Source organism: Streptomyces sp. ITFR-16, from assembly GCF_031844705.1.
GTDB lineage: Bacteria > Actinomycetota > Actinomycetes > Streptomycetales > Streptomycetaceae > Streptomyces.
On sequence record NZ_CP134609.1, the window covers coordinates 1611547 to 1634410 of the forward strand.

Genomic DNA, 22864 nt, shown 5'->3' on the forward strand with positions numbered 1-22864 from the left:
CTCCCTCAGCTCGACAGGTGGTCCAGGATCTGCGGGCCGAGGTCGGTGACGTCGCCCGCTCCCATGGTGAGAACGAGGTCACCGGGCTTCGCCATTCCCGCGACGGTCCCGGGGACCTTCGCCTTGTCGTGGACGGCGGCGACGTCGGCCCCGGCGGCGCGGGCCGCGTCGATGATCAGGGCGCTGGTGATGCCGGGAATCGGGTCCTCGCGGGCCGGGTAGATGTCCAGGACCACGGAGGCGTCGGCCAGTGCGAGGGCCTGGCCCATCTCCGTACCCAGCTCCTGGGTGCGGGAGAACAGGTGGGGCTGGAAGACGACCAGGAGGCGGGCCTCGGAGGCCGCGCCGCGCATCGCCTCCAGGTCGGCGGTCATCTCCGTGGGGTGGTGCGCGTAGCTGTCGATGACCTGGACGCCGGCCGCCTCGCCCTTGAGCTGGAGGCGGCGCTTGACCCCGGTGTACTTGCCGAGGGCGGAGGCGAGGTTGTGGGCGGGGATGCCGAGCGCGACGCCCGCCGCGAGGGCGGCCACGGCGTTCAGCGCGTAGTGGCGGCCGGGCACGGAGACGGTGAAGGTGAGGTACTTCCCGTTGAGGACGACCGTCACCTCGCTGGTCAGACCGCGCGGGGTGATCTTGTGGACGCGCACATCGGCGGTCTCGGACTCGCCGTAGGTGACGACCTTGAGCGCGGACAGGTCGCGCACCCGGCGGGTCAGCTCGACGGCACCGGACTGGTCGGCGGAGATCACCAGGGTGCCGTCGGGGACGATCTTGCCGGCGAAGGTCTCGAAGGAGTCGTAGATCTCGTCCATCGAGGCGTAGTTCGCGTGGTGGTCCAGTTCGACGTTGAGGACGATCGCGACCTCGGGGTCGTACTTCTGGAAGCTCCGGTCGCTCTCGTCGGCCTCGGCGACGAAGATCTCGCCCTCGCCGTGCGTGGCGTTGGTGCCCGGTCCGGCCAGGTCGCCGCCGATCGCGTACGAGGGGTCGAGGCCCAGCTCGGTGAGGGCGACGGCCAGCATCGAGGTGGTGGTCGTCTTGCCGTGGGTGCCCGCCACCGCGATGGACCGCAGCCCCGTCATCAGCGAGGCCAGCGCGTCGGAGCGGTGCACGACGGGGATCGACAGCTCCCCGGCGCGCACCAGCTCCGGGTTGTCGGCGCGGATGGCGCTGGAGACGACCACGCAGGTGGCGTCGTCGGCCAGGTGGCCGGCGGCGTGCCCGATGTGGACGGTGGCCCCCAGCGCGCGCAACGCCTCGGCCGTGGGGGACTCCTTGGAGTCGCTGCCCGCGACCTTCGCCCCGCGCCGGGTCAGGATCTTGGCGATGCCCGACATTCCGGCGCCGCCGATGCCGATGAAGTGCGGTCGTTCCATGGCGGCGGGAATGCCGGGTGCCATCGTTTCCTCCGAGGTGAGAGAGCGTCCAGCGCGGTTCCGGGTTGCCCTCCGGGGTCCGCGCGGCTTCAGCCTATTCGCTGTGCGCGAAGAGCTTGAGCACCGGGACGCCGACCTTGTGCCGGGCCCGGGAGGCCCAGTCGCGGTGGAAGAACTCCTCCACGTAGTGCGGCGCGGTCAGCACGATGACCTCGTCCGCCTCCGACTCCTCGACCACGGACGTGAGCTTGTCCAGGGGGTGGGCCTCGATCACCTGTCCGACGGCTTCGGAGCCCGCCTGGCGCAGGGCCTCCAGGGACACTTCGAGCGCGAGTTCGGCGGACTCCCTGGCGTTCTTGCCCTCCGGTACCTCGCTCTCCCGGGACGCCTCCTTCAGTTCGCCCATCGCCAGGTCGTCGATGGCCCGCAACAGCACATCCGCCTGGTCACCCCGAGGCTGCATGAGGACGACGAAGGAGATCTGCTCCTCCCCGTGCAGGGTGGTGACGAAGTCGACGTCCTCCGAGGTGAGGGCCTTCTCGATCATCAAAACGCTGGTGAACACCACAGGCGCCCTTCTGCTTCGGCGACCGTCGCCGGCCGCCGCTGAAACCATCCTTCCCCGTACTGGCACGGGGTCTGCGAGATCCATTCTGCCCACCGAACGCTAACCGGAACGTGTCATTCCGCTGATTCTCCGCTCCGACGGTAGCGAGAGAAGAGAAACCCGGCCTCTTCCAGCAGCGACGCCAAGCAGAATCGTTCCGGCACGGTCACCGAGGGACCGCCGGAGATCCGCTGCGCGTCCCCGGCGGTGAGCAGGGGCGCGATCGTCAGACACAGCTCGTCCAGCACCCCCGTCGCCACGAACTGGCCGAGCAGCCGGGGCCCGCCCTCCGTCAGCAGCCGCCGGTGCCCCCGGCCGGCCAGCTCCCGCACCGCACGGGCCGGGTCCACCCGGGACCCCTCCCCCGCGATCACCACCTCGGCGCCCGCCTTCCGGGCCGCCGCGATCCGGTCGGGCGGCGCGCCCGCGCCGGTCAGCACGAGCGTCGGGACCAGCGGGGAGACGAAGAGCGGGAGCGAGAAGTCCAGGTCGAGGCTGCCGCTCACCACGGCGACCGCCGGGGCGGGCCCCTGGCCCGCCGCCTCCCGCCGCGCCGCGAAGGCCTCCCGGGCCCGCGCGGGGCGGTACCCCTCCAGCCGTACGGTCTCCGCGCCCGCGATCACCACGTCCGCCAGCCCCCGCAGAGTGCCGAAGATCCGCATGTCGCTCTCGCAGGAGATCGGCTGCGAGCGGCCCTCGTGCTGGGCGGCCCCGTCCAGGGTCGACACCATGTTGGCGCGCAGCCAGGGGCCGCCCGTCTCGGGGTAGGCGTAGGCGTCGGCGAGGTCGTCCAGACTCCACTCGCCTCGGTCGTCGGCCGCTGTCTGGTCGGTCACAGGGAACAGGCGTCGCATGTCCGGCAGTCTGGCACGGCCTAAGCTGGGTGGTTGTGTCGTCCTCCCACGCCGTGCCGGGGCCCAGCCCCATAGCCGAAACGGCCCCGCTGTCCCTGTGCGCCCTAGAGCCGCACGTCCCCGCCGACCGGCTGGTCGCTGAGATGGTGCCGCCGCCGCGCTTCGACTCGGTGCGCTTCGATACGTACGTTCCCGACCCGAAGCAGCCGAGCCAGATCGAGGCCGTCAAGGTCCTGGGCGACTTCGCCTCCGGCCTCGGCGGGGCGCATGCCACGGGCTCGGGCAAGCGCAAGTGGTTCGGGAAGAAGACCCCGGCGGCGCCGAGCGGCCCGCGCGGTGTCTACCTCGACGGCGGCTACGGCGTCGGCAAGACCCATCTGCTCGCCTCGCTCTGGCACGCCACGCCCGCCGCCCCGTCGCTGAAGGCGTTCGGCACGTTCGTCGAGCTGACGAACCTGGTGGGCGCGCTGGGCTTCCAGCAGACCGTGCGGACGCTGAGCGGGCACCGGCTGCTGTGCATCGACGAGTTCGAGCTCGACGACCCGGGCGACACCGTGCTGGTCTCCTCGCTGCTGAGCCGGCTGGTCGAGGCGGGCGTGGCGCTCGCGGCGACCTCCAACACGCTGCCGGGCAAGCTGGGCGAGGGCCGGTTCGCCGCGGCGGACTTCCTGCGGGAGATCCAGGGGCTCTCCTCGCACTTCCGCCCGCTGCGCATCGACGGCGAGGACTACCGCCACCGCGGTCTGCCCGAGGCCCCGCCGCCGTACTCGGACGAGCAGGTCACCCGGGCCGCGTACGCCACCGAGGGCGCCAGCCTCGACGACTTCCCCGCGCTGCTCGACCATCTGGCCCGCGTCCACCCGAGCCGGTACGGCGCGCTGACGGACGGCGTCCGGGCGGTGTGCCTCACCGAGGTGCGGCCGGTGCCCGACCAGTCGACCGCGCTGCGGCTGGTGGTCCTGGCCGACCGGCTGTACGACCGGGAGGTGCCGGTCCTCGCGTCCGGGCTGCCGTTCGACAAGCTGTTCAGCGACGAGATGCTGAACGGCGGGTACCGGAAGAAGTACTTCCGGGCGATCTCGCGGCTGACGGCGCTGGCGCGCGACGCAAAGGGACTGGTGGCGCAGTAGGTTCGGAGGCGCACCACCGGCGGGCACGACGAAGTGCGCCGCCATCCCCCGTACAACCGCGCATTCCGTTCGAAGGGAACCAGCATGGCTACCACGCGTCAGGCGCACACGGTCTGGGAAGGCAACCTGATCGAGGGCAAGGGCGTCGTCACCCTCGACTCCTCGGGGATCGGTGAGTACCCGGTCTCCTGGCCGTCGCGCGCGGAGAAGGCGAACGGAAAGACCAGCCCGGAGGAGCTCATCGCGGCAGCCCACTCCAGCTGCTTCTCGATGGCCCTCTCCAACGGCCTCGCCACGGCCGGCACCCCGCCGACCCGGCTGAACACCCAGGCCGAGGTCACCTTCCAGCCGGGCACCGGCATCACGGGCATCCACCTCACCGTCGAGGGCGAGGTGCCCGGTCTCGACGAGGCGGGCTTCGTCAAGGCGGCCGAGGACGCGAAGGCGAACTGCCCGGTCAGCCAGGCGCTGACGGGCACGACGATCACACTGAGCACGTCGCTCGCCTGAGCAGTCCCCTGTGCCCCCGGAGGCCGGCCACGGCCGCCTCCGGGGGCACTGCCGTTCGCACTCCGGCTGCGTTCACCTTCCAGCCATCTTGAATCCTCCCGCAATACACCCGGGGTTTTCATCACTTCCTCATCCGTCGTTGGTTGCGTATCGCGGGCCGGCCGGTCCGGCACGGACGACGAAGGAGGCACGCGGTGTCGCAACCCGACACGGCTCCGCTGCACGTGGCGAGCAGACTGCACGCGTTCAACAGATATGAGCTCAAATACCTGGTCCCGGTGGATCAGGCCGCCGAGTTGCGCGACGAACTCGCGGAACGAATGGACCGCGACCTGAACAGTCCGGTCGGCGGATACGGCGTGTGGAGCCTGTACTACGACTCGCCTCAACTGCGGTTCTACTGGGAGAAGATCGAGGGTCTGAAGTTCCGCCGCAAGCTGCGCATCAGGCACTACGGCGAACCGGACGGAGTCACGGACGACTCCCCCGTATGCGTCGAGATCAAGCAACGCGTCAACCGGGTCACCCAGAAGCGCCGCATCACACTCCCCTACGGCACGGCCCGTCAGCTCTGCGACGGGCGGGAGATGGTGGAGCACACGGCGAAGGAGCGGGCTTTCATCCATGAGGTGCTCGACCTCATCGTGCGGCTGAACCTGCGCCCGACGGCGATCACCGGCTACCAGCGCGAAGCTCTGGTGGGGCGCGCCTCGGACACCGGCCTGCGGGTCACCTTCGACCGGCGCATCCGGGGCCGCGACCGCGACTTCCACTTCGGGCAGACGAATCCGGAAAACCGGTTCACTGTCCCGCCGCACCTGTCGGTGATGGAGATCAAGGTCAACGAGCGCACACCTCACTGGATCACCGACCTGGCGGCCCGGCGCAACCTCAGCCTCATCCGGGTCTCCAAGTACGTCCAGTCCATCGAGGCGTTCGGGCTGGCGCCCCGTTCCATCTTCCATCTCGACGAGACGGCCTTCCCGCCGCCCGCCACCCCCCTCGACACGCGGCTGCCGGCTCAGGAGTCGCCGGTGAAAGCAGGAGCACAGTGAATTTCGATCTGCAGGAACTCAGCGGGACGTTCAGCGTCACCGACGTCGTGGCGGCGATGGTGCTGTCCTTCGTTCTGAGCACGGTGATCGGCTACGTCTACCGATACACCCACCGGAACGTGTCCTACAGCCAGTCCTACGTCCAGACCCTCGTGATCATCGGCATGATCGTCGCGCTGATCATGCTGGTCGTCGGGTCCAACCTGGCGCGGGCGTTCTCGCTGGTCGGCGCGTTGTCCGTGGTCCGGTTCCGGAACGCGGTCAAGGAGACGCGGGACGTGGGCTTCATCTTCCTGGCCATGGCGATCGGCATGGCCTGCGGCGCGCGCTTCTACACGCTCGCGGCGGTCGGCGCGGTCGTCATCTGCGTGATCATCGTGATCATGCACAAGTTCGACTGGTTCGCCCTGAACGTCCAGCGCCAGGTCGTCAAGGTCCAGGTCCCGGCGGGCGAGGACTACACCCCCGGCATACGTGACGTCCTGATCAAGTACACGACCGAGTTCGAACTCGTGAGCACCGAGACGATCCGCGGCGGAGCCTTGAACGAGGTGTTCTACACGGTCCGCATGAAGAAGGGCACCGAGCCGGGAGATCTGGTCAGCGCCTTGCAGGAGCGAACCTCCGGGCAGCGGGTCACGGTCCTGACCGGTTACGACACCACCGACCTGTGAGCCCCGTCGACGGCACGCCCCGGGCGCGGCGGCTGCACGACCGCGTCCCCGTACGGCTGCGCCACCATTGGAAGCCGGCCGGGGCCCTGTGCGCCGGACTCGCGGTGATGCTCTACGCCTTCGGCGACGCCCGCATCTCCCCGTACGTCACCTCCGCCTCGCGGGTGGAGGCCAACGCCATCACGGACGACGTCAGGGGCACTGTGGGGCTGTATGACACATCCGTGCGGCACTCCGTGCAACTGGAGTACCAGCAGACCGACTTCGACAAGATGATGAAGGAGTTCAAGAAGGACGGAACCAAGGACTCGATCCCGGCGGACCTCACCATCGACGGGGTCTTCCTCCAGGACGTCGGCATCCGCCTCAAAGGCAACTCGACCCTGATGTCCCTGCGGGGCAACCGGGGCGGTGGCCCGGGAGGCGGGCGGGGCGGCGGCCCGGGAGGCGGGCAGATGCCGGACCTCCCCGCGGCCGGCGGCCGGGCGGACGGTGGTGACACGCCTGCCGACGGCGCGGCCGGCGACGGCGCGGCCGGCGACGGCGCGGCCGGCGACGGCGCGGCCGGCGCACGGGGCGGCGCACGGGGCGGTGGGATGACGCAGTACAACCTGTCCGCCGACAAGCCCGAGGAACTCCCCTGGCTCATCAAGATCGACGAGTACGTGGAGGGACGCGCCTACCAGGGCGAGCGCGAGATCTCGCTCCGCCCGGGCAGCAACGCCCAGGTGCCGGTCAACGAGGCACTGTCCCTCGCGCTGATCGACGGGACGGGCGAGCCGGCCGAGCGCTACAGCCTCTCGTCCCTGAAGGTCAACAACCGTCCGACGGCCGTACGGCTCATGGTCGAGAACCCCGACACGGAGTACGCCGAGGCCGTCGAGGGCGAATCCGTGGTCTACAAGGCCAGGGCGGGCGGCACGTTCGACTACCAGGGCGACGACCCCTCGAAGTACGAGACGTCCTTCCGGCAGCTGAACAAGGTCGGCAGCCAGGATCTCGAACCCGTGATGAAGCTGACCAAGTGGGTGGAAGAGTCCTCGGACACGGAGTTCGCCGAGAACCTGGACAAGCACGTCGATGTCGACTCGCTCGCCCACTACATCGCGGCGCAGAACCTGCTGATGAACTTCGACGACATGGCGGGCCCTGGGAAGAACTATTTGCTCGGGTACGACCTGAACACCAAGAAGTTCTCGGTGCTGGGCTGGGACTACAACCTCACCTTCAGCGGGGACGTGACCGCCGGGCCGGACGACCAGATGAGCATGGGCGGCGGACGCGGCGGCGCCGGCGGTCAGGGCGGTGACGCCGGCGGCGGGATGCCCGAGGGCATGCCGGAACTTCCCGAGGGCGTGGAGATGCCCGGCCCCGGTGATCTGCCCGGTGCGCCGGACGGTGGTGCGGGGGGGAGCGGCGGCGCGGGTGGCGGCGGCATGCGGTCCGGCCATGCGCTCAAGACCCGGTTCCTCGGCCTCGACGCCTTCGACGATGTCTACAAGAAGGCGTACAAGGACCTGTACGAGAAGTTCTACGCCTCCGGCAAGGCCACGAAGGTGCTCGCGGACCTCACGGAACAGGCGACCCGGGCCGGCCTCTCCGCGAAAGAGGCCAAGGGCGCGGTCGGCACCCTGCGGACCACGGTGACACAGCGGACCGCCGCTCTGGCGAAGGACAAGGAGGTGGCCGGCTGAAACTTCGGCGCGCCCCGGTAGGAAGGCCCCGCCCGCCTTTCGCGCCCCGGGGCGCGCCGACGTGCACCCGGGCCGGTCACGGCCCCTGAACCGTTCCTGTGAAGGCGCACATCTGCGTCCGTTAGCATCGCGCCGCATCCGACCGCACAGCGCCGTACCGCCCGCTGAGCGCCTTTCCCCTCCGACGCCACGAGGTGATCCTTCCGATGGGCGCCCAATCAGCCCGCCCCTGTGTTCTCGTCGTCGAGGACGACCCGAGCATCCGCACTCTGCTCACCACGGCGCTGACCGCGGCCGGGTACAGCGTCGTGCCGGCGGCCGGCGGGCGGGACGCGGTGGAGGAAGCGAGCCGCTGTCACCCGGACCTGATCGTGCTGGACGTGATGCTTCCGGACACCGACGGGTTCGCCGTGACACGTGAGCTGCGGGCCCGGGGCGACTACACACCGGTGCTCTTCCTGACCGCGCGTACCGACATCGAGGACCGCATCATCGGGCTCAGCTCCGGCGGCGACGACTACGTCACCAAGCCCTTCCACATCCAGGAGATCCTGCTGCGGATACGGGCCATCCTGCGCCGCACCGCCGGCTCGCCCCGGCCGCCGGCCGAACAGCCCCCGCTGCGGTACGCGGACCTGAGCGTCGACCGCGAACGGCACACCGTGCACCGGGCCGGTGAATCCGTACCACTCTCCCCCACCGAGTTCCGGCTCCTGGTCTGCCTGGCGTCCCACCCGGAGAAGGTGCTGGAGAAACAGGAGATCCTGCTGGAGGTATGGCAGTACGGCTTCGCCGGGGACACCCGCATCGTCGACACATACATCAAGAGCCTGCGCCGAAAGATCGACCGCGCGGACGTGCCCCTGATCCACACCGTGCGCGGTGTCGGCTACTGCCTGCGGCTGCCCCGCGAGGACGCTCGGTGAACCTCCGGCTGCGTCCCCGCTCCGTTCGCACCCGGCTCGTACTGATCTCCACCGTGCTCGCCACGCTGGCCGTACTGGTGTCGCAGGCGGCCGGGCTGACGGTCATGCGCAGCTGGCTCACCGGCCAGATCGACCACCGTCTCACCCACTTCCGCCCACCGCCCCCGGCCCCCTACGCCCCGGCCGGTGACGAATCCTCGGGCGGCCCGGATCCCGTCCCCCGTGAGGCCTCCCTGCCCTCTGACTACCGGGTCTTCTTCTACGGCTCCGACGGGCGGCTCCGACCCGATTCGCTGGGCAGCGGCGAAGGCCGCCCCCGGCTGCCGCGCACCGAGGCGACCCTCGCGCTGACGGACGGACGGCCGGCCACCGTCCCCGACCGGCGCGGGACGTCGGAGTGGCGGGTGATCGCGGACACCGGCCCCGACGGCCGACGCGTCGTCGTCGCGCTTCCCCTGGACACCGTCGAGGGCGCCACGTCCAAGCTGCTGTGGCTCAGCCTCGCCATCGGGGCGGCCACCGCGGCAGGTGTCGGGCTGCTCGGCAGCGCCGCGGTCCGCCTGGGACTGCGCCCCCTGGACCGGATGGAGCGCACGGCCCGGCGCATCACCGGGGGCGAGTCGGCACTGGTCGTCGCCGACACCGATCCCCGGACCGAGACCGGGCGGCTGGGCATCGCCTTCAACACCATGCTCGACCAGGTGCGGGCGGCACTGCACCGCAAGGACGCCTCCGAGCAGCGGCTGCGGCGGTTCATGGCCGACGCGGGCCATGAGCTGCGCACCCCTCTCACCTCCATCCAGGGCTTCGCGGAGCTGCTCGTCGAGCAACCCCGTATCCCGGCCGCGCGCCGGCAGGAGGCCCATGAGCTGATCGCCCGGAACGCGGAGCGGATGAGCCGTCTCGTCGACGATCTCTTTCTGCTGGCCAAGCTGGGGTACGCGCCCGTGGCGCACCGGGAGACGGTGGACCTGCTCTCCCTGGCGGCGGACGGGGTCGGCGCGGCTGTCGTCGCGCATCCCGGCCGGGAGGTGCGGCTGATGCCGCTGGCGGCGAGCGGCCCGGAGGGGCGCCGGTCCGCGCTCGACGTGGTCGAGACGCTGGGCGACACCCACCAGCTCTCCCAGGTGATCGCCAATCTCCTGGCCAACGCCTGTCTCCACACTCCACCCGGCGCGAGCGTCGAGGTCCGGGTCGGCACCGTGCGCACCGGCCCGGACACCGGCGGGACCGACCGGAGGGGTCGCAGCAGTGCAACGGCCGCCCTGCCCCTGGGCATCGCGGTGTGCGTGGTCGAGGTGGCGGACGACGGGCCGGGGCTGGCGCCGGAGGCGGCCCAGCAAGTGTTCGAGCGCTTCTACCGGGGGCCGGCGGGGGCGGGCGGGCCCGAGCCCGGTTCCGGCCTCGGCCTGTCCATTGCCTCCACCATCGCCGAGGCACACCGCGGCCGGCTCGAACTCGACACCCGGGCGGGTCACGGCTCCACGTTCCGTCTGCTGCTGCCCCGGAGCGCCGGACCCGGGCCGGACGGCATGACAACGTTCGCCGAGGGGCTCTAACGGCCGGCCCGATCTCGACGATGTCATGTCACCTGTCCATCAACAGGGAGTTGCCTCATGACCACCGCGTCTCGACGTAGCGCGACCCGCCGCCAGATCCTGGCCGCGAGCGGGGGAACCACCTCGATCGCCTTCATCGGCGCCCTCCCCGAACTCTTCGCCGGCACCGCCGCCGCCCGGGGACACAGCGGCTACGGTCCGCTCGTGTCCGACCCCGACGGGCTGCTCGACCTGCCGGAGGGCTTCCGTTACCGGGTGCTCTCCCGCGAGGGCGACCCGCTCCGCTCCGGCGAGGGGCCGGTCCCCAGCCACTGCGACGGCATGGCCGCGTTCGCCGGCCGGCGCGGACACGTCCGGCTGGTGCGCAACCACGAGAACCGGGCCGACGCGGCGATCGCCGTGCCGGTCGTCGAGGGCCTCACCTACGACCCGATGGGCAAGGGCGGCTGCACGGCCCTGGAGCTCGACAGCGACAACCGCGTGCTCGGCGAACGGGTCGCCATCGCCGGCACGGCGGTCAACTGCGCGGGCGGGCGCACTTCTTGGGACACATGGCTGACCTGCGAGGAGACCGAGGACAAGGCCGGCACCAACGGCTACACCAAGGACCACGGCTACATCTTCGAGGTGGACGGCGCCGATCCGCGCCGCACCGGGGCCGTGCCGCTGACCGCGATGGGCCGCTTCCAGCACGAGGCCGTCGCGATCGACCCGCGCCGCGGGATCGTGTACGAGACGGAGGACGCGTTCGAGAAGCCGTTCGGGCTCTTCTACCGCTTCCTGCCGAAGAAGCCGCTCGGCGGCACGGGTTCGCTGCGGGCCGGGGGGCGGCTGGAGGCGATGCGGGTGCCGGGCGTCCCGGACCTGTCCGCGGTCCAGGAGACCGGGACCGTCTTCGAGGGCATCGAGTGGGTCCCCGTACCGGATCCGCAGGCGGCCGAGACCCCCATCCGCTTCCAGGACTTCGGCCCGAAGGGCATCACCCACGGCCAGAAGCTGGAGGGCTGCTACTGGGGCGGCTCCTCGGTCTACTTCGTCTCCAGCTTCGCGCACCGCTCGGAGGGCTCGGCGGCGGACCACTTCGGCCAGGTCTGGCGGTACGAGCCGCAGCGGCGCCGGCTGACGCTGGTCATCGTCTTCGGGCCGGACACGGACATTCAGCTGCCCGGCGAGTCCCCCGACAGCATCACGCTGGCCCCCGGCGGCGGGCTGATGGTGTGTGAGGACGGCGGCGGCGCCCAGCACGTGTTCGGCCTGACGCGGCGCGGCGAGGTGTACCCGATGGCGCGCGGCCGGCAGAACACCGGGACGGCCGAGGAGCCGGAGTGGGGCGAGTTCGCGGGGGTCACGTTCGCACCGGACGACGCGACGATGTACGTGAACGTGTACACCCCGGGCACCACGTTCGCGGTGACGGGCCCGTGGCGCTGAGGCCCTGAGCGGGCCCTCGGAACGACTGTGGCGCATCCCACCATCCCTTTGCAGACGGCAATCCGGGTTTGATCGACATGGCCCGCCGGTGCAGGATGGCGAGGGTGCGCCCAGGCGTACGGGGAAACGTTTTTGCTCACGAGTACAACGGTTGCAACGGGCAGAACGGGTAGAACGGGGGGGCACCGTGACCAAGTGGGACATCAAACCGGACGGCGTGCGTGGAGTCCTGAAGAAGACCGCCGAGGCCGGTGGTGAGTTCGAGGCGGAGTTCACGGCGTACGACGAGGGCCTGGTGGGCGCCGCGACGTGGGCGGGCACGATGGTCCTGGGCGGGACCGAGCTGCCCGAGGGCGGCGCGTTCGGGCCGGTGGCCCAGGCGTTGCAGGAGTTCCAGGAACACACCAACAACGACCTGAAGTTCCTGCCGGTACGGACGGGGAAGTCCATCACCGGGGCGCGGCTGGCCACCCAGGAGTACCTCAAGGGCGACCTGGACATGGCGAAGAACAAGCAGGAGCAGTACTCCAAGGCTCCGACGCCCGAGGAGATGAAGGGCCCCAAGAAGTGATCGACCCGGAGAAGATACCGACCTTCACGGGCAATCTGGAGACCCTGGAGACGCACGCGACGTCCCTGAAGACGACCGCGTCGGACATCCGCACCACGGGCAAGGAAGTCCACGAGGCCTTCCAGACGCTGGACCCCGTCTATGACGCGCCCGAGCAGGAGGAACTGCTCGATTCGACGATCCCGGTGCGGGACAAGGCGGATGCGTTCGCGAAGAAGCTGGAGTCGGTCAGCGGGGCGCTGGCGGGTTTCGCGACGGCGGCGCGTCCGCTGGTGAAGAAGATGAACCAACTCCGCGAGGACGCGGAGAAGTTCGTCGCGGACAACAAGGACGACGACGACTGGCAGCAGGACCAGGGCAAGATCGACGAGAACGCGCGGCTGGTCCATGAGGTCGGCACGACCTGGGTGGCCTTCCAGGGCGCCGAGCGGGACGCGGCCAACAAGATCACCGCGCTGGTGGGCGGCACGCACTTCACGGTCGACGACGGCTCGCACAAGGCCGGCATGTACGGCTTCAGGGAAGGCGCCGGCGACACGCCGTGGGGCACGGTCGACGAGCGCGAGTACACGGGGCTGCGGGCGGCCTGGGAGTGGACGAAGGACAACGTCGGCGGTGCGTTGAAGGGGTTCTTCGTCGACGGGGTCTGGGGCACGATCAAGGGCCTGGGCAGCATGGTCAACGTGTTCGACTGGGACAACTTCAAGAAGACCTGGTCGGGCATCGGCGACGTCTTCGGCGGCATCAGCGCGTACCTGATGACGCCGTACGACTGGGCGATGGACAAGATGTTCGGCCCGGTCGACCACAGCGACACGGACAAGCAGAAGGCGGCGCTGCGCAACTTCGGCAAGTCGCTGGTCGCGTGGGACGAGTGGGGCAAGGACCCGGCCCGGGCGTTCGGCACGGTGCTGTTCAACGGCGTGACCCTCGGCTCGGGCTCCCTCCTCAAGCTCGGCAAGGCGGGCAAACTCGGCGTCGGCGCGGAGGCGGCGGTCACCGCCCTCGGCAAGGCGGGCGCGCTGGCGGACCCGATGAGCTACCTCGGCAAGGCGGCGGGCGTCACCAAGCTGAAGGTCGGCGACCTGATGGAGAGCCTGAGGACCAGCCGGGCGGGCGTGGACGACATGGTCCCCACGCTCCCCCACTCCCCGGACCTGCCGACGACCCCCGGCCACCCGTACGTGGACTCGGCGGGCAACACCCGCGTCATCGACGCGGACGGCCACATCCGCGACGAACACGGCAACGTCGTCCCCGACACGGACCCGGTCAGGGAACCCCACAAGGACGACCTCCCGAACCACCAAGAGCCGGCCCCACAACGCGAGAAGGTCCACGCGGGGGTGGGCGGCGGGCCTGGGCGGGTGGAGAACTCGGTGAACCATCCGCCGGGAGGTCCTCATCCGCCGGGCGGGCATGTGACGGAGCATCCGGCGGGGAGTGGGGGCGGTACCGGCGACGGTGGCGGTGGCTCGCACACGCCGTCGGGCGGCGGCGGTCACGGGGGCACCGGGCACGGCGGCGGGCACGGTCCGGCCGGTCACGGCAACGGCCCCGAGACGCCGGGCGGCACAGGTACCCCTGGCGGCGACGGCGCCGGTGCGCCGCCGGGTGACGGGCCGTACAGCCCTCGGCCCGGTGAGGAGGTCCCGGATCTCCGACGCCAGGACAACGACTTCTCGGAGCAGTACAACAACAAGGGCCAGCGCAAGAGTTACCTCAACGAAGACGGTGACCTGGTGCCTGCCAACCCGGACGGCCAGGCGACGATCGTCGACCATGTCGTGGGCCGCGAGCCCAGGAAGTCGGACAGCCCGTTCACCTCGACCAGCAAAGACGGCGCAGACGCCAAGGACTACGGCGGCAAGACGATCCGCGTGGACCTGACCCGGCTGATGAAGGACATCGCCGATGGCAAGGTCGAGGGCGTGGAGGTGTATTCGCCCAGGGAGGTCGAGGCGGCCATTCAGGCATCCGCCGAGAAGACCGCCGGGCGCCCGATCGACATCTCGGTCCCGCCACGTACGAGCTATGAGAAAATCCGCGAGATCGCGGAAGGGTTCGGACTCGGCAAGAAGAAGACGGCCAGCATCGAGCAACGGATGAAGGACATGATGCATACGCGTCGTGACTCGGAGTGGCTGGTCAAGGGAATCGTGCCGAAGGAATACATCACCGGCCCGTTCTGACACCTGGCGCCGTGCACCCGGACAGACCCGAAGAGACGAAATGAGAAAGGAGGCCAGTCATGACCAGATTCGAAGAATTGCTCGGCACGGATTTCGATGGCGAGCCGACAACGGACATCGACGATGTGATCGACAGCGCGTGCGAAGATCCCCGGCACCGCGAACGCGTCCCCAGGCTCGTCGAGCTGATGAACGATCCGGGTGAACCCGCGAAGGAGCGCTTCATGGCCTGCCTGGCGCTGACGACGTGGGCCGAGCCGGACGGTTTCGAGGCGGTGATCCGTGCCGCCGCGGACCCGGAGGCCACGCCCTGGTACGACTTCTCGATCGACCGGAAGTTTTCGGTGGACAGCACCTTCTCGCAGCTGGCGGTGGCGGTGGACGAGAGCCGTTTCCTGATCGAGGAGAAGGGGACGGCGGCGCTGCGTGAGCAGGCCTTCCGCGCGCTCGTCCAGCTCGCCGACACCCAGTACTTCGAGGACCGGCTCGGCGAACTGATCGACAGCGCCACGGTTCGGGCCGCGCTGGGTGACATCAAGGAGGTCGTGGGCCGAGGTGTCCGGTCCCTGGCAGCCGAGGAGCGGCAACGGTTCGACCTGGCCACGCAGCTGGTCGACTTGGCGTGCGCCGTGGCACCCGTCGACCCGGCGCTCTCCGTGGAGCTGGCCATGAGCGTGCTGAACGTCAGTGCCTCGCCGCGCACGTTGGACCACGCCGTCACCGTTGTCTTCCGTGCCGAGGGCCCGGAGGTCCGGCAGTTCGGCGAGTACCTGCTGACGGTCGGCAACGAGGGAGTGCGCGCGGAGGTCCGCGAGGCGCTGGACGGTCGGTCCTAGGCCGTGTCCGCAAAGTATCGTCGTCCGCCCGCAGGCCAGGCGAGACTTTGCGGACACGGCCTAGCCCATGGTCACCGATGCCCGTGGCGGCCGGCGGTAGGAGCATGAGTTTCTCGATCCAGACAGGCCGCCCTGCCGTTCGTCCCTGCGGTGCCGCCGCCGACCTGGCTGACGCGGTCGCCGAGATGTACCCCGCCGAGACCGAGGACGCCTTCCTCCTCTGGAACCTGGCGCCGGTCCGGCTGTCGTACGCCGGTGACCTCGCCGCCCTCGTCGACAACCTGGTCCCCCTCCTTGAGGACGTCCAGCGGCCGGACTTCTCGGAGACCGAGGTCTTCTGGGGTTCCGACATGTTCTCGGCCGAATGGAGCCTGGTCCGTACGGGCCGCTCACTGAGAATCCGGGCGCGCTGGCACAGCACGCCCGGAAACTACGAATCGCTGCTGACCGAGCGGGGCGACGCGGTGGTCCGTACGGACGTATTCGTCGGCGAGTGGGCGAAGATCCTGCGGCGGATCGTGACCGATATCGAGGCGACGTCCGTGGAGTTGGACGACGAGGACATCTACCGGCGAGCCAGGGAAGTGCCCGCGGTGCGCATCTCCGGAACACGCGGTCGCGGCATGGACCCGCATTTCAGGAATTTCTTCAGAGCGCATCTGGATCTTGAGCGAGGGTACGAGATCACGGGCGACCTACGGCCCACCCTATGGGGCTTCAACGACGCGTACGTGGAATTGATCCGGACGGGATTCGATCAGATCATGTCGGACGACGCCTTCGGCCCGGCCGAGTACGAGCGGCTGACCGATATCGAGTTCCCCGACCGGGAGATCCTGCACACCTACCTGCGCGCCCTGTACGACCATCTGTTCAACAATGCGCCGGTTCAGCCGACGCCACCGGGGTGAGGGCCATGCCGACAAGCACGCCGGGCTGGGAGCCACGCGTGTTTCCTGACGATCCCGAGGCCGCCCGGCAGTTGCGGGAGTGGCTCGCCTCGGAGGAGTACAGCCTCAACGGCATGGCGAGCGACTTCCGAGGCGCCGACCTTTCGGGCGGGGACTTTTCCAACGCGTGGTTCACCGACGCGGTCCTCGTAGACGTGTGCTGTCGCGGCGCGTCCTTCTACCGGGCCGACCTGCAGTCGGCCGACCTGACACGGGCGAACCTGACCGCCGCCGACCTCGTCAAGGCGAACCTGGACGATGCCGTGCTCCAGTCGGCGCGGCTCGACGGGGCGGACCTGGTCGGGGCTTCGCTGTACGGTGCCGACGCCTCGGGGGCGAGCTTCCGGGGAGCTCGGTTTCTCGCCGCTTCGCTGATCCACACCGATATGAGGGGCGCGGACCTGAGCCATGCCGTCCTCAACGAGAATTCCTTCGAGGTCGCCCTCGACGACACCACCGTGGCAACCGGCCTGACCGGCACAGTCTTCGGGCCGGTCACCGTCGTCGGCGACGAGGAGTCCCGGGAACTGGCAGGTCCGGACCTCGAAGCCTGGGTCGCCGCGCGAGGCGGACACGTACGGGTCGTTCCCCCGCGCCTCCCACCGCAGCACCACCGCCCCACCCGCAAGACCGAAGGAAACACCGCATGACCAAGGACGTGATCGCGCTCACCGAGCGGATGCCGGATGCGATGAGTGTGCTGGCGGGGCTGCTCGCCGGGGGGCCGGATCTGCGGGTCGGGGCCGCCGGGGAGGGGGCCGTGGTGCAGTTGTGCGATGACGAGGGGCGGCCGCTCGTCTCGGTCGAGGTGCCCTTGTTGGTGCAGGTGCCGGGTGAGGCAGCCCGGCTGCTCGGGGGCGGGGCCGTGCCGGACGGGGACGGGCCCCTGTGGTGGGTCGAGGCGCGGGCCGCCGCTGGGGTGCCCCGGGCCGAGGAGCTCGCGGGGGCCTTCGCCGCGCGGCTGACCCTGTTGCTCGGCGGACGGGTGTGGCCGCCGGACGCCCCCGGCACCGTCGGCGCCGCCCGCCCGCTCGACGTCTCCGGCCTCACCGCCGTGCCCGCCCCCGCCGCCGCCCAGCCCGCCGTCGACATGCTCACCGAGAAGGCGGCCGTCGTCCTCCAGGACCGGCCCGTCGTCCCCATGACGAGCTGGCTCTCCGAGGCACTGCGGTGCCGCCGTGGAGAGCGACCGGACGCTGCAGATCGTCACCCCGCCCCACTGCCGCCTCTCGCTGCCCACCCGTCTGCTGCTCCGGTCCACCTCCTCCCGCTGGGTCGTCCAGGACGAGCGGTGCGGGTACTACGACGGGCTGACCGGTGCCGTACTGCACTGGCAGGACGAGGCCTTCGCCCCCGACCGGGACGAGAACGGCGAGACCCCGGTGGCGGACGCGTACACGGAGGGCGGGCCCACCGGCGAGCGGCAGGTCGTCGTCTCCTTCCGGACCCTGCACCGCCCCGACGCGGACCTCGTGCTCGGCGGCGCGCTGGAGGCCGCCTGGCAGGCGCTGACCGGCGGGCCGCCCGCCGGCTGGGGCACCTCTGAGCCCGCCGGTCTCGCCTGGTCCCGGCGGCAGCTCACCGACCTGGCGTACGAGCGCGCGCCCCGGCCCACCTGGACCGTGGCCGTCGGCTCCCCGGACCGGCCCGCGACCGCCACCCTGCGGGTGATCCGTACGCCGGAAGGTGTCGAGGAGGACGTCACCCTGACCGTGGGCTACGGCCCCGGCGAGCAGCCGGCCCTGGACGCGCTGCCGGGGCTGGCCGACGAGCTGGTGACCCGGCACGGGCTGAAGACGATGATGTGCCAACTGGGCGAGGGCCGCCGCGACCTGAGCACCGCGCCCCGCTTCACACACCCGCCGCTGCCGTACGCCTTCGTGCTGGGGGCCGCCGAGGTCCGGGAGGCGGGGCGCGACACCGCGAGCAGGACGCCCCTCGCGGACAGTCCGGTGCGGCTGGGGCCCACCGCCCGGCCCGGCTACTACTACCCGCTCGGCGACGGCGAGACGGCCGAGAGCTGGACCGCCCTCGAACAGCTCATGCGCCATCTGCGCGGGGCGCCGCCCCTGTAGCGCGCCACCCCGGCGATGATCCATTGATCAGTTATTTTCCGGGAATGAAACTATCTGTACGGAAAGTGGCGATTGTTGGCGTCATGGGGGCGGTGCTCGTCGGCTGTGGGGGCTCCCCCGGCGAGCGGCACACCGCAGCCGCCCCGCCCGCGGCCCCCGCCCCCTCTCCTCCGGCCCCCACACCCGCGACGAAGCCGCCCGTCCTGGCCCCCGGGCCCGCCGGGCTGACCCCGGTCTTCAAGCGCGGGCCGCAGCACACCGAGAAGGTCGTGGCGCTCTCCTTCGACGCCGACATGACCGCCGACGAAGGGCCCCGCGCGGCGGCCGGAGAGCACTTCGACAACCCGGAACTCATCGCCCTGCTGCGGCGGCTGAAGGTGCCCGCGACGGTCTTCATGACCGGCCGGTGGGCAGAGCAGTATCCGGCCCAGGCACGCTCCATCGGCACCGATCCCCTCTTCGAGATCGGCAACCACTCCTACAGCCACTACGCCTTCACCTCGCCCTGCTACGGGCTGCCGACCGCGGAGAAGGGCGAGCTGCGCGGCGAGGTGGAGCGGGCCGCTGGCGCGATCCGCGCGACCGGCGCCCGTAACGTCGTGCCGTACTTCCGCTTCCCCGGCGGCTGCTACGACGACGCCTCGCTGCGCGCGCTCGCGCCGGAGAAGGTGACCGCCGTCCAGTGGGACGTGGTCAGCGGCGACGCCTTCGCGACCGACGCCGACGCGGTCGCGGAGCAGGTGCTCGAAGGGGTACGGCCCGGCTCGCTCGTCGTCATGCACTGCACCCGCAGCGCGGCGCCGGTCACGGCCGAGGCGGTCGGACGGGTCGTGCCCGAGCTGCGCAAGCGGGGATACCGCTTCGTCAAGGTGTCCCAGCTGATGGCGGGTTGACCCGGCCGGCGCGCCTCAGCCCGAGCAGGCCGTGCGCTGCGCCTCCTGCCATTCGCAGACCGGGCAGAGCGTGATCCCCCTGACCGACTCCGCGTACTCGGTCGGCTTCCGGCACAGCACGCACTCGGCGTACGGCGGCCCGGCGGCCCGCTCCGGGGGCGCGGCCGGCGTCTCGCAGTACGTCGCGTCCGCACCCTCGTTCATGCGCTCAGTCATGGGTACGAGCGTACTCAGCCGCGTACGGACGTGAGCCGGCAGGCGAGCGCGGTCGCCGCCGCCGCGACGGCCGCCGCCCCCAGCAGCGGCAGCACCGGCACCCGGACCGTGCCGGTGAGCGAGCCGGTGACCAGCCCCGTCACCGCGTACTTCGCGGGCGATCCGGTGGTCACCAGCGCCAGCAGCGCCGCGAGCACGGTCGCCGCGATCGACCAGCCGCGCCGGTGCAGCAGCGGCCGGGTGCACAGCGCGCCGACCGCGAGCCCGAGCAGCACGCAGCAGGCGGTGGCGAGCAGTCCGGCGGCCCCGGCGGGCGGCAGCGGGACGCGGACCGTGCGGTCGGTGCTCTTCGGGTCGCTGATCGCCAGGACGACGGCGGTGGCGGCCGTGCCCAGCGCGCCGGCGCACCCCAGCGCCGTGAGCAGCGCCGCCAGATGGGCGCGCGGCTGCCCGCCGACCGCCGCGGCGACGACGGTCCGGGCGGCGGGCGGTTCCTGCGTGACGCAGACCTGGACGAGCCACGCGGTGACGGGGAGCAGCCCGGCGGCGGTGTAGCCGAGCGAGTCCAGCACGGGCTGGCCGGAGCGGACGCCGACGCCGAGGAAGGCGGCGTACAGCAGCACCGGGGCGAGCCAGCGCTGCGACCGGACCAGGAGGTCGGTCTGATAGCGGATGAGGGCGGTGGTGGCGGTGGTGGTCATGGTGCCTCGCCGGGGGTGGGAGCGGGGGGATCGGGGGACAGCCCCTGCGTACGGGCCTCGGTCCCGGCCTCGGTCCCGGCCTCCGGCGCGACCTGCCTGATGTGCCACGGCGGCCGGGCCGTCAGCAGCGCGGCCAGCAGCGCGTCGGAGTGCACCGCGGCGACGGTGAGCCGCAGCGCCCCGTCCCGCGCGGGCACGCACGCGGGCGCGCCGGGCAGTCCGGCGGGCAGCGGGGTGCCGGGCGGGCCGGTCACCTCGACGCGGACCCGGGGGCCGTCCTGCGCCCCGGCGGGCGCGAGCGGCGCGGCGGCCAGGCCCAGGCCCTCGACGCGGAACGCCGCGTCGACCGCGCCCGCCAGCCGGCGCGGGTCGTGGTCGACGAAGACGACGGTGGCCCCGGCGGCGACGCGTTCGGCGACGGCCCGGTCCAGTTCGCCGCGCGCCGCGGTGTCCAGGCCGGTCCATGCCTCGTCGAGGACCAGCAACTCCGGTTCGGCCAGGAGCGCCTGGGCGACGGCGACCTTCTGGCTGGTGCCCTTGGAGAGCTCGGCGAGGGGGGTCGCGGCGTGCCCGGCCGCGCCGAAGCGGGTCAGCCAGCCCGTCGCACGGTCGGCCGCCTCGGCGGACCGCAGTCCCTGGATCCGGCCCAGGTGGACGAGGTAGCCGGCGGCCGTGAAGGGCAGCGCCGCCGGAAACCGCTCGGGGACGTACGCCGTGCGCGGCCGGCGGCCGGTGATCCGGCCCTCCGTGGGGGCGTCGATCCCGGCCAGGAGCCGCAACAGGGTGGACTTCCCGGTGCCGTTGGCGCCCTCGACGCGGACGACGGCGCGCGCGGGCAGGCCGAGGTCGACCCCGCGCAGCACCCAGGGTCCGGTGAGGCCGTAGCGCCGGCCCACCCCGCGCAGCCGCAGGGCCTCTTCCGTACGGGGAGTCCGCAGGCGTTTCAGTGGGCCGACGCCTTCTCGGTCTTGAGCTCGCTGGGACGTACGATCACGAACCCCTCACCGTCCAGGCGCAGCTGAACGGCCTCCCCCGAGCCGCCGCGGATCATCGAGCCGACGCTCTGCGAGCGGTGCAGCGAGGTGGTGAGGTGGGCGCTCCAGCCGACGACCGCGTCCGTGTCGACGAAGACGGGCTGCTGGGGCATGACGGGGATCACTATGGGGTGTCCCTCGCACATCAGGCCGAGCTTGCCGTAGCCGGTGAAGACGCTGTTGAAGAGCCCGCCGCCGACCATTCCGGCGCCCTTCACGACCTTGATCTCGTACGCCAGCGTGGCGTCGAAACAGAGCACGTTGCGGCCGTTGATGGTGAGGGCGTCGCCCTGCTCCATCTCCACGATGAAACAGTTGGCCGCCTCGTGGGCGAACCACGCCTCGCCCAGGCCGCGCACCGCCATCAGCGGCAGGCCCTCGCCCGTGACGGCCCGCTTGAGCATGCCGCCGATGCCCTGGCCCTTGCGCTCGAACTGCAGGTCGCCGCGGAAGGCGACCATCGATCCCTGGCGGGCGTGCATCTCCCCGTTGACCGCGTACTTGATGGACTTGGCGTTCTGCAGGGTCATCCCGGGGGCCGTCGCCTGCTCGGCCATGTGCTCGCTGGAAAAGAGATCGCTCTTCATGCGGTGCATCCTCACCCGGAGCGTTTCATTCCGCCAAGATCCGGCGAGATCCGGCGAGATCCGCCGGGATCCGCGAGGAACGGGGCTTCGGGGGCGGCTGGCAGACTGGACCGGTGAGCAGCAACGACATCCCCGCGTCCCCGTCCGCCGAGCCGGCAGCCCTTCCCGTGGACAGCCCGTTCCGTTCCGAGCGGACGAACCGGGACGAAGCACCCCAGTACGTCCTGCCGTTGGTGGTGCACATCGAGAAGACGGCTCCCCCGGCCCGCACCGACGCGCTGCGCACGGCCGCGCGCGCGGTCCTGGTGATGCTCTCCGACGAGCGGTCGGTGGGCGACGGGGAGTGGGCGCAGGTGATGCGGGACTGGCAGGACGCCCGGATCCGCAAGGTGGTGCGGCGGGCGCGCGGCGCGGAGTGGCGCAGGGCGTCCGCGCTGCCCGGGATCACGGTCACGGGCGACGAGGCCGAGGTGCGGGTCTTCCCGCCGGTGCCGCTGGACGGCTGGCCCAAGGAGCTGGCCAAGCTCCAGGTCTCGGGGACGGACCTGGACGACCCGGAGCCGCCGGCCGCGCCCGACCTCACCGGGCCGGTGCTCTGGCTGAACCCGGAGCTGGACATGTCGGCGGGCAAGGAGATGGCCCAAGCCGGGCACGGGGCCCAGCTCGCCTGGTGGGAGCTGTCGGAGACCGAGCGCAAGGCGTGGCGCGAGGCGGGTTTCCCCCTGTCGGTCGCCACCCCGGAGCCGGCGCGCTGGCAGGAGCTGACGGTGAGCGGCCTGCCGGTCGTACGGGACGCGGGGTTCACGGAGATCGCCCCCGGCTCGTGCACGGTGGTCGCCGACCATCCGGCACTGCGCCGCTGAGCGAGGCCCGAGCAGGCGAGCGGGCGCCCGGACGGGCGGTCCGGCCCGTTGAACAATCCCGTCCGTCCGTACGTATCCCCCTGACACCGCCGCACTGGCCATACTGCCCAGTAGGTTCAACGGCCGGTCG

The 22864-nt window shown here is 71.2% G+C and carries 22 protein-coding genes and 1 pseudogene; 16 read left to right on the forward strand and 7 right to left on the reverse strand.

From position 1 onward, the window contains the following. Positions 1-5 precede the first annotated feature (5 nt). From murC to RLT58_RS07155, 3 genes are all read right to left on the reverse strand, one after another. On the reverse strand, positions 6-1400 hold the full coding sequence (gene murC / locus RLT58_RS07145) for a UDP-N-acetylmuramate--L-alanine ligase (RefSeq protein WP_311309551.1): 1395 nt from the start codon (positions 1398-1400) through the stop codon (positions 6-8). A 70-nt stretch (positions 1401-1470) separates the two neighbouring features. Then, positions 1471-1923, reverse strand: a complete 453-nt coding sequence (locus RLT58_RS07150) for an indole-3-glycerol phosphate synthase (protein WP_311309552.1) — start codon at positions 1921-1923, stop codon at positions 1471-1473. Between the two features lie 134 nt (positions 1924-2057). Continuing rightward, complete coding sequence (locus RLT58_RS07155; RefSeq protein WP_311309553.1) at positions 2058-2837, reverse strand: pyrimidine reductase family protein; 780 nt, start codon at positions 2835-2837, stop codon at positions 2058-2060. A gap of 35 nt (positions 2838-2872) precedes the next feature. Between RLT58_RS07155 and zapE the strand changes: the two genes are divergently transcribed. The 15 genes and pseudogenes from zapE (at position 2873) to RLT58_RS07230 (ending at position 19333) form a co-directional block, all read left to right on the forward strand. Continuing rightward, a complete protein-coding gene (gene zapE / locus RLT58_RS07160) occupies positions 2873-3967 on the forward strand; it encodes a cell division protein ZapE (protein ID WP_311309554.1) in 1095 nt (364 codons plus the stop codon). Between the two features lie 84 nt (positions 3968-4051). After that, complete coding sequence (locus RLT58_RS07165) at positions 4052-4477, forward strand: OsmC family protein (protein ID WP_311309555.1); 426 nt, start codon at positions 4052-4054, stop codon at positions 4475-4477. A gap of 194 nt (positions 4478-4671) precedes the next feature. Continuing rightward, positions 4672-5532: a polyphosphate polymerase domain-containing protein gene (locus RLT58_RS07170; RefSeq protein ID WP_311302559.1), complete on the forward strand. Its 861-nt coding sequence runs from the start codon at positions 4672-4674 to the stop codon at positions 5530-5532. Next, entirely contained in the window at positions 5529-6206 is a 678-nt protein-coding gene (locus tag RLT58_RS07175; RefSeq protein WP_311302560.1) for a DUF4956 domain-containing protein, read from the forward strand. The genes RLT58_RS07170 and RLT58_RS07175 overlap by 4 nt, the downstream gene beginning before the upstream one ends. After that, positions 6203-7900, forward strand: a complete 1698-nt coding sequence (locus RLT58_RS07180) for a CotH kinase family protein (RefSeq protein WP_311309556.1) — start codon at positions 6203-6205, stop codon at positions 7898-7900. The genes RLT58_RS07175 and RLT58_RS07180 overlap by 4 nt, the downstream gene beginning before the upstream one ends. 206 nt (positions 7901-8106) lie before the next feature. Next, positions 8107-8826, forward strand: a complete 720-nt coding sequence (locus RLT58_RS07185; RefSeq protein ID WP_311309557.1) for a response regulator transcription factor — start codon at positions 8107-8109, stop codon at positions 8824-8826. Next, a complete protein-coding gene (locus RLT58_RS07190) occupies positions 8823-10385 on the forward strand; it encodes a sensor histidine kinase (protein WP_311309558.1) in 1563 nt (520 codons plus the stop codon). Before RLT58_RS07185 ends, RLT58_RS07190 begins: the two co-directional genes overlap by 4 nt. 57 nt (positions 10386-10442) lie before the next feature. Continuing rightward, positions 10443-11816 carry an alkaline phosphatase PhoX gene (locus RLT58_RS07195; RefSeq protein ID WP_311309559.1) on the forward strand — a complete coding sequence of 458 codons (1374 nt, stop codon included), beginning with the start codon at positions 10443-10445 and terminating at the stop codon, positions 11814-11816. Positions 11817-12003: 187 nt separating this feature from the next. Beyond that, positions 12004-12387 carry a DUF6507 family protein gene (locus RLT58_RS07200; RefSeq protein WP_311309560.1) on the forward strand — a complete coding sequence of 128 codons (384 nt, stop codon included), beginning with the start codon at positions 12004-12006 and terminating at the stop codon, positions 12385-12387. Further along, a complete protein-coding gene (locus tag RLT58_RS07205) occupies positions 12384-14579 on the forward strand; it encodes a hypothetical protein (protein WP_311309561.1) in 2196 nt (731 codons plus the stop codon). The genes RLT58_RS07200 and RLT58_RS07205 overlap by 4 nt, the downstream gene beginning before the upstream one ends. A gap of 59 nt (positions 14580-14638) precedes the next feature. After that, on the forward strand, positions 14639-15415 hold the full coding sequence (locus RLT58_RS07210; RefSeq protein WP_311309562.1) for a hypothetical protein: 777 nt from the start codon (positions 14639-14641) through the stop codon (positions 15413-15415). 77 nt (positions 15416-15492) lie between these two features. Further along, a complete protein-coding gene (locus tag RLT58_RS07215) occupies positions 15493-16326 on the forward strand; it encodes a hypothetical protein (protein WP_311309563.1) in 834 nt (277 codons plus the stop codon). Positions 16327-16364: 38 nt separating this feature from the next. Next, entirely contained in the window at positions 16365-17015 is a 651-nt protein-coding gene (locus RLT58_RS07220; RefSeq protein WP_311309564.1) for a pentapeptide repeat-containing protein, read from the forward strand. Then, positions 17012-18440: pseudogene (locus RLT58_RS07225) on the forward strand (DUF6177 family protein). The gene RLT58_RS07220 and the pseudogene RLT58_RS07225 overlap by 4 nt, the downstream one beginning before the upstream one ends. 83 nt (positions 18441-18523) lie before the next feature. After that, entirely contained in the window at positions 18524-19333 is an 810-nt protein-coding gene (locus RLT58_RS07230; RefSeq protein WP_311309565.1) for a polysaccharide deacetylase family protein, read from the forward strand. A 15-nt stretch (positions 19334-19348) separates the two neighbouring features. Here RLT58_RS07230 and RLT58_RS07235 read toward each other — a convergent pair whose 3' ends face one another. The 4 genes from RLT58_RS07235 to RLT58_RS07250 are packed head-to-tail and all read right to left on the reverse strand — an operon-like array spanning position 19349 to position 21871. After that, complete coding sequence (locus RLT58_RS07235) at positions 19349-19537, reverse strand: hypothetical protein (RefSeq protein ID WP_311314438.1); 189 nt, start codon at positions 19535-19537, stop codon at positions 19349-19351. A 26-nt stretch (positions 19538-19563) separates the two neighbouring features. Further along, entirely contained in the window at positions 19564-20250 is a 687-nt protein-coding gene (locus RLT58_RS07240) for an ABC transporter (protein ID WP_311309566.1), read from the reverse strand. Then, entirely contained in the window at positions 20247-21161 is a 915-nt protein-coding gene (locus tag RLT58_RS07245) for an ABC transporter ATP-binding protein (RefSeq protein WP_311314439.1), read from the reverse strand. Before RLT58_RS07245 ends, RLT58_RS07240 begins: the two co-directional genes overlap by 4 nt. 32 nt (positions 21162-21193) lie before the next feature. Continuing rightward, on the reverse strand, positions 21194-21871 hold the full coding sequence (locus RLT58_RS07250; protein ID WP_311309567.1) for an AIM24 family protein: 678 nt from the start codon (positions 21869-21871) through the stop codon (positions 21194-21196). Positions 21872-21984: 113 nt separating this feature from the next. On the opposite strand from RLT58_RS07250, the gene RLT58_RS07255 reads away from it, so the two are divergent. After that, complete coding sequence (locus RLT58_RS07255) at positions 21985-22734, forward strand: peptidyl-tRNA hydrolase (protein WP_311309568.1); 750 nt, start codon at positions 21985-21987, stop codon at positions 22732-22734. Positions 22735-22864: the final 130 nt, after the last annotated feature.